This window comes from Actinomycetota bacterium, assembly GCA_036280995.1.
In the GTDB taxonomy this organism is placed as follows: Bacteria; Actinomycetota; CALGFH01; order CALGFH01; family CALGFH01; genus CALGFH01.
Map to the genome: position 1 here is coordinate 1 of DASUPQ010000194.1, position 5,195 is coordinate 5,195.

Genomic DNA, 5,195 nt, shown 5'->3' on the forward strand with positions numbered 1-5,195 from the left:
GCCTACACCGACCCCGAGGTCGCCTGGGTCGGCGTCACCGAGACCGAGGCCAAGGCCGCCGGCGTCAAGTACGGCAAGGGCACCTTCCCGTGGGCGGCCAGCGGCCGTTCCCTGTCCCTGGGCCGCGACGAGGGCATGACCAAGCTCCTGTTCGACGAGGCCACCCACCGCCTGATCGGCGCCGCCGCCGTCGGCCCCAACGCCGGCGAGCTGATCGCCGAGACCGCCCTGGCCGTCGAGATGGGCGCCGACGCCACCGACATCGGCCTCACCGTCCACCCCCACCCCACCCTGTCCGAGACCGTCGGCATGTCCGCCGAGGCGTTCGAGGGCACCATCACCGACCTCTACCTGCCCAAGCGGAGGTAGCGCTCAGATCGAGACCGTCACGCCCGCGCCCGACTCCAGGGCGCGGCGGTAGACCAGGTCGGCGGCGGCGGCGTCCTCGACGGCGTGGCCGGTCGACTTGTAGATGGTGAGCTCGTCGGGGGAGGTGCGGCCGGGGCGGGTGCCGGCGAGGACCTCGCCGACCTCGGTGAGGGTGGCGGGGTCGAGGCCCTGGAGCTCGTGGGCGCCGGCCGGGGGCGGGTTGGCGGCGGCGCCGCGCCACTCGACGAAGACCCGGCCGGCATGCATGGTCGCCGGGTCGAGCTCGGGGCCGAAGCTGCCCCCGACCGAGCTCAGGTGGGTGCCGGGGGCGAGCCAGGCGAGCTCCAGGATGGGCTCGCGGGCGTCGGTGCAGCAGCAGACCACGTCGGCCCCGGCGGCCGCCTCCTCGAACGACGCGACCGCCCGGGCCGCCGGGTGGGCGGCGGCCAGGGCGTCGGCGTGGGCGGGGGTGCGGGAGGCCACGCGGATGTCGCGGAAGTCGCGCACCAGCGGGAACGCGTCCAGGTGGGAGCGGCCCTGGACGCCGGCGCCGAGGATGGCCAGCACGGCCGCGTCGGGCCGGGCCAGGGCGCCGGCCGCCACCGCGGCCGTGGCCCCGGTGCGGGCGGCGGTGATGCGGGTGCCGTCCATGACCGCGACCGGGGTGCCGTCGTCGGGGTCGAAGAGCGCGATCAGCGCCTGGTGGGACGGGCGGCCCCGCTCGTGGTTGGCGGGGAAGACGCTGACCAGCTTGGCCCCGAGGGCGACCCCGGGCAGGTGCACCGGCATCGCCCCCAGCCCGCCGCCCTCGGCCCAGGTCGCGACCCGCGGCGGTGCCGCGGCCCGACCGGCGCTGAAGCTCTGCAGGGCCTGGCCGAGCGCGGCCAGCAGCGGCTCCAGGTCGAGCAGGCCGGCAACGTCCGCCTCGCTGAGCACCAGCACCTCGGCCACCGTCCGCTCCCGTCGCCGCGCCGACCCGACGGCGGCCAATCTACCCCGCGTCGGCCGTGGGCCCGATCGGGGAGGATCTCCTGCCATGACGACCGACGGGGGACCGGCCGGGGCCGGGTCGCTGCGGCTGCTCGGCGCCAACCGGCCGTTCCGCCTGCTGTGGAGCGCCCGGGCGGTGTCCTTCCTGGGCGACTCGCTCGGCCTGGTCGCCCTCATGCTGCACGTCGCCGGCACCACCGGGCAGGCGCTGGCGGTGGCGTTCCTGCTGCTGGCCGGGGACTTCCTGCCGGCGCTGGCCGGGCCGCTGGCCGGGACCCTGGCCGACCGGCTGGACCGGCGGCGGGTGATGGTCGGCTGCGAGCTGGTCCAGGGGTCCCTGGTGGTCGTGACCGGCCTGTGGCTGCCGCCGCTGCCGCTGCTGCTCGTCCTGGTCGGGCTGCGGGCCCTGGCCGGCCAGGTGTTCCAGCCGGCGTCGCGGGCCGCCGTGCCCGCGGTGGTGCCCGAGCGCGACCTGGAGCGGGCCAACGCGGCCGTCGGCGTCGCCACCAACGGCGGCGAGACCCTCGGCCCGCTGGTCGCGGCGCTGCTGCTGCCGGTGCTGGACGTCCGCGGGGTGCTGCTGGTCGACGCGGCCACCTTCTTGGTCTCGGCGGTCGTGCTCGGGTTCCTGCCGGCGCTGCCAGGGGCGGCGCCGGAGGACGGCCGGCGCCCGTCGTTCCTGGCCGACGCCCGGGCCGGGCTGCACTACCTGCGAAGCCAGGCGACGGTGCGGGCGGTCATCCTCGGCTACTTCGCCATCGTGGCCTGCAACGGCATCGACGACGTGGCCCTGGTCTTCCTGGCCACCGACACCCTGGGCGCCGGCGAGGCCGCGGTCGGGCTGCTCCTGGCCGCCGTCGGCATCGGGCTGCTGGCCGGGTACGCGCTGCTGGCCCGGACCCGCGCCCGGGTCCCGATGCCCGCCCTGCTGCTGGCCGGCTTCGCCGTCAGCAGCGCCGGCAACCTGCTCACGGGCCTGGCCTGGGCGGTCGCGGCCGCCTTCGCCGTCCAGGCCGTGCGCGGGCTCGGCATCGCCGCCCTCGACGTGGCCGCCACCACCATGGTCCAGCGGTCGGTGCCGCCGCACCTGCTCGGGCGGGTGTTCGGCAGCCTCTACGGCGGGATCGGGGTGGCCGCCGCCCTGGCCTACCTCCTCGGTGGCCTCCTGCTGGACCGCACCACGCCCCGGGTCGCGTTCGTCGCCGCCGGCGCCGCCGGCCTGCTGGCCACCGGCATCACGGCCCTGGCCCTCCGCCGCGCCGCAAACTCGACAGAACGATCCACATAGGGATCTTCCCCAACACCCAGTGCGAAGCGTACATTCAGCGCTGTCGGTGCACCGGCAGCGGAGGTGGGGATGGGCATCGGTCGTGCGCGCACGCTCGTGGCGGCAGCGGTCCTGCTGGCGATGACGCTCCTGGGGACGGCTACGACGTCAAGCACTACCTGCTGAAGGTCTCCTACGACCCGGCGACCGACCGGCTCGTCGGGGTGGCCACGATCTCGGCCCGGGCGACCCAGAACCTGTCGCGCTTCAACCTCGACTTCGTCGGCCTGACCGTCCGCTCGATCAAGGTGAACGGCCGGGCGGCGACCTGGTCGCGGACCGACCACGAGCTCACCGTCACCCCCAAGCACGGGCTGCGGAAGGGCAAGAAGTTCACCGTCGTGGTCCGCTACGACGGCGTGCCCGTCACCCAGGAGATCGTGCTCGGCCCCGGCTTCACCATCGAGGCCGGATTCATCCACACCGACGACGGGGCCATCATCGCCGGCCAGCCCGAGGTGGCCGCCAGCTGGTTCCCGGTCAACGACCACCCGATCGACAAGGCGTCCTACACCTTCGTGGTCACCGCCCCGGCCGACCTGGAGGTGGTCGCCAACGGCCGCCTGCTGGGCCGCCAGCGCCACGGCGCCAAGCGCACCTGGCTCTGGCACGCACCCGAGCCGATGGCCTCATACCTGGCCACGGTGAACTTCGGCCAGTTCGACACCCGCCGCTACCGGACGGATGACGGGGAGTGGATGTACGACGCCCTCGACCCCGACCTGTTCAGCGAGCCGGTCGACCCGGACGATCCCGCTTCGGCGACCTTCGGCGGGATCGCCGAGGACTCGCTCGCCCGCCAGGACGAGATCCTCGACTTCCTCGAGGAGCGGTTCAGCCGCTACCCGTTCTCGACCGGCGGCGGCATCGTCGACGACTACGACAACCTCCTGTTCGCCCTTGAGACCCAGACCCGCCCGGTCTACTCCAAGTTCTTCTTCACCAGCCCGCCCAGCGGCGACTCGGTGGTCGTGCACGAGCTCGCCCACCAGTGGTTCGGCGACAGCGTGGCCCTGGCCGAGTGGAAGCACATCTGGCTGAACGAGGGCTTCGCCCAGTACTCCGAGTGGATGTGGAGCGAGGAGGAGGGCCTGGGCACGGCCCAGGAGCAGTTCGACGCCCTCTACAACGGGATCCCGGCCAGCGACCCGTTCTGGAGTGTGGTCATCGGCGACCCCGGTCCCGAGTTCCTGTTCGACATCGCCGTGTACTTCCGGGGCGCCATGGCCGTGCACGCGTTGCGGCAGGAGGTGGGCGACCGGGACTTCTTCCGCATCCTGCGGGCCTGGACGACCCGCCGGGCCGGCGGCCACGGCACCGTCCCGCAGTTCATCCGGCTGGCCGAGCGGATCTCGGGCGAGCAGCTGGACGACCTGTTCCAGGTGTGGCTGTTCACCGGCAGCAAGCCCGTGCTGGAGGCGGCGGCCGCGGAGGCGGCGACGGCCGCGGCTCCGCAGTCGGCGCGCGGGTCCCTGCCGGCGGCGCGGGGGGCCGAGCGCCTGCGCCGCTGAGCCAGGGGACCGACCGGAAGGTCAGGACCGGGGGCGCGCCCCCGGTCCCGGCCGTTCGCCCTGAGCGGCCTGGCGCGCCGTCTCGCCGACCCGTCTGGCCCGGGTCTCGGGGCGCTTGGCCTGGACGATCCACCCCAGGGCGGCCCGGCGCACCGACCGGGGGAAGCCCTCCCACCGCTCCCGCGCCCCGGGATGGTCCGCGAACGCGGCCGCCAGGTCGTCGGGGACGACCAGGTCCTCGACCGCGTCCAGCCTGGTCCAGGACCCGTCCCGCTTGGCCTCCTCGATGCGGGCCAGCCCGGGCTCGGCCATCAGGCCCTCGGCCAGGAGGCGCTCGACCCGGACCTTGTTCGTCCGGGCCCAGCCGCTGCCGGGCTTGCGGGGGGTGAACCGGATCATCGTCCGCCGGTCGTCGAGCTTGGCCGCCTTGCCGTCGATCCATCCGAAGCACAGGGCCTCCTCGACCGCCTGGTCGTAGGTCAGCCCGGTCCGGCCCGACCCCTTGCGCCAGAACACGAGCCACACCACGTCGCGGTCGCCGTGGTGGGTGGCCAGCCAGGCCCGCCACTGGGCCCGGTCGCCCGGGTGCAGCCGGTCGTCGTTCAGCGGCCGCTGCGGCTCTGGAACAGCGCCCGCAGCCGGGCCAGCCAGCCGTCCGAGCCGGGCTGGTCCGGGGTGCCGGCGTCGGCGTCGGTCGGGATCGGCTCCCCGGCCAGGAACGCCCGGAACTCGGTGGTGGAGGCGAGGTCCGCCTCTCCCCTGGCTTCGGGGGGAGGCTGGGACCGCCCGTCGGTGGGGTCCATAGCTCCTCCTCAAGGTCGCGTGACCCCGAAGCCTACGTGCCCGGGGGCCGCCGGGGCCACCTCGGGTCAGGGCGGCAGTTCGGATGGCCGGCGAACTCGGTTCCCCGGGCGAGCTCCTGGCCGGCGGCGTCGAAGCTGGTAAGGAGCGCGGCCGGGCGCCCGGGCGAGGGGGCGACCACCCAGAAGGTGAACGGG

Annotated in this window: 6 protein-coding genes; 3 read left to right on the forward strand and 3 right to left on the reverse strand. The window is 74.9% G+C overall.

Features of this window, described 5'->3' with window-relative positions; genetic code table 11:
• A partial coding sequence (locus VF468_06115; GenBank protein HEX5877885.1) for a dihydrolipoyl dehydrogenase occupies positions 1-369 on the forward strand: 369 nt, incomplete at its 5' end.
• Between the two features lie 3 nt (positions 370-372).
• Here VF468_06115 and VF468_06120 read toward each other — a convergent pair.
• Positions 373-1,320, reverse strand: coding sequence for an ornithine cyclodeaminase family protein (locus VF468_06120; protein ID HEX5877886.1), 948 nt, complete (start codon positions 1,318-1,320; stop codon positions 373-375).
• An 85-nt stretch (positions 1,321-1,405) separates the two neighbouring features.
• On the opposite strand from VF468_06120, the gene VF468_06125 reads away from it, so the two are divergent.
• Together VF468_06125 and VF468_06130 are read left to right on the forward strand one after the other, a co-directional pair.
• Positions 1,406-2,647 carry an MFS transporter gene (locus tag VF468_06125; GenBank protein ID HEX5877887.1) on the forward strand — a complete coding sequence of 414 codons (1,242 nt, stop codon included), beginning with the start codon at positions 1,406-1,408 and terminating at the stop codon, positions 2,645-2,647.
• 161 nt (positions 2,648-2,808) lie between these two features.
• Positions 2,809-4,197: a M1 family metallopeptidase gene (locus VF468_06130; protein HEX5877888.1), complete on the forward strand. Its 1,389-nt coding sequence runs from the start codon at positions 2,809-2,811 to the stop codon at positions 4,195-4,197.
• Between the two features lie 21 nt (positions 4,198-4,218).
• Here VF468_06130 and VF468_06135 read toward each other — a convergent pair whose 3' ends face one another.
• Both VF468_06135 and VF468_06140 read right to left on the reverse strand, forming a co-directional pair.
• Positions 4,219-4,722 carry a YdeI/OmpD-associated family protein gene (locus VF468_06135; protein ID HEX5877889.1) on the reverse strand — a complete coding sequence of 168 codons (504 nt, stop codon included), beginning with the start codon at positions 4,720-4,722 and terminating at the stop codon, positions 4,219-4,221.
• A gap of 77 nt (positions 4,723-4,799) precedes the next feature.
• Positions 4,800-5,000 carry a hypothetical protein gene (locus VF468_06140; GenBank protein HEX5877890.1) on the reverse strand — a complete coding sequence of 67 codons (201 nt, stop codon included), beginning with the start codon at positions 4,998-5,000 and terminating at the stop codon, positions 4,800-4,802.
• Between the last annotated feature and the right edge of the window lie 195 nt (positions 5,001-5,195).